This is a genomic window from Novosphingobium guangzhouense (assembly GCF_002896965.1).
Lineage (GTDB): Bacteria > Pseudomonadota > Alphaproteobacteria > Sphingomonadales > Sphingomonadaceae > Novosphingobium > Novosphingobium guangzhouense.
On record NZ_LYMM01000110.1, the window covers coordinates 1 to 1,653 of the forward strand.

1 protein-coding gene is annotated in these 1,653 nt (G+C 56.9%); it reads left to right on the forward strand.

Translation table 11 applies throughout. The annotated features are described in order from the left end of the window. The first annotated feature begins 1,253 nt into the window (after positions 1–1,253). The gene (locus A8V01_RS27950) at positions 1,254–1,481 is read left to right on the forward strand and encodes a hypothetical protein (protein ID WP_103099509.1); all 228 of its coding nucleotides are present in this window, start codon (positions 1,254–1,256) and stop codon (positions 1,479–1,481) included. Positions 1,482–1,653: the final 172 nt, after the last annotated feature.

A 1,653-nucleotide genomic window follows, 5' to 3' on the forward strand; every position in this document is an offset into this window, starting at 1 on the left:
AGTCGAGCGTCTCGATGATGTCCGGCGCGGGCAGGCGCGAGAGATCGACAGCGGTGAAAGTGGGATCGGCCATGACGGCCATGTCGCGGTTGCGGGCAGGCGGGCGCTATCCCCCTGCATTTTGATGCGCGCTCAGCGAAGTGCGTCCCTTTTGGCCGCTCGGGCGGCCAAAAGCTGTGCTTCATAGCGGCCTGTCCTGTGCCCGCCGCTCTGGAAGAAATGCAGCCTGACTGGATACGCCCCATTGTGGTCATTGGGGCGGCAGAGTAGCCTCCGGCTATGTCTACAGCTTACACGATTGGCTTGGTCGCCACCGTAGCGTCGGCTCTTCTGGGCTGTCTCGGCAGGAGCACGATAAGGACGTCACTGATCGCGACGATCTGGCTTGCTCCCCTATGGTTCGCGTCGTGGTTCACCGCTGCCTATTCTGCCGACATAGCCTACGAGTTTGGGGATTGGTGGGCCTACTTGGCGTTCACTCCACTATTTCTCGCGGCGTGGGCAGCGGTGACGTTGTTCCCGTTCATGCTGGTCAAGCGTCTGCTGGAAATCCAGCGACAGCGTTAATCGACTGACGTCCGCAATCCACCCATCATCGCCGCTAAAGCTGCGGATTTGAACCGCCTGAAACCGGTCGGGCGGCTTTACCTCGCTAAGCGATGCGATCGGCCCCCGAAAAGGCTATGATGGGTGGGAACCAGTCATTGCGGCTGCCGTCTGACCCCGGCTAAGCTTCCCAAATGAGGATTGGCTTATTCGCTATCGGCATCACGCTCTTGTTGATCGGATGCGACCGTCTCAATGGCGTCCAGAGCCATTCGTCCATGCGAGGCCCCGTTGAGATAAGTTGCGTCAACGCAGCACTTGGGAGCATCCCCGAAGCGGGTCATTTTGTTTATCAGACCGATCAGCATAACTCAGTCGAGATTTTGCCGAAACAACGCAAGACGCGAACAATCACGCACGTTTGGACATATGGCGAAGCGCGAAGTTATATCCTTCAGATCAATCAAACTGCGGATGGCTGGGACTACACCAACACCCTCAGTCGGATCGGGGAGGCTATATCTCAGGCGGAGATTGATCGGTTCATCCCGACGATGCGGAAGGTGAATCGAGCCATTCAAAATAAGTGCGGGCTTCAGGTGGCTGACTTACAAGCTCAGCCAATTTCCTAGCGGCGGCTATGGGTGGTTTGCGGTCTTACGGCTTCCGGTGCTATCATACGGGGGAGTGGGCATAGCGAGGTGATCTTGGAGCGCGAAATTTGGTTCTATAAGGTGGGGCTGAGCTACATCCCCCGGCATTGGAAGGGCTTCGCCGTGATCGGGGCTGTCATCCTGCCAACTCTCTGCGCGATGCTTTTAGGGCAATTGGCGTTGGATCGTTTGGGCTACGGCAGTTTGGATTGGCTTGCATTCCCCGCCTTCTTCATTCCCGCGCTGATCTCCCTCATTGTCGTTGCGGAGCGACACAGCTGAAAGAACGGCTACTATTGGGTGCGTGCGTCATTATACTCTATGACGAAGTCGCGGTGGTTTGCGGAATGTCCGGTTCTGAGAGCCTAACTGCCGAAAGCGGTCTTACTTACGAACGGCTTTCGACCAGACCTCCTGAACGTTCTGCCAAGAAATCTGCTGCCAAATTAGCGAG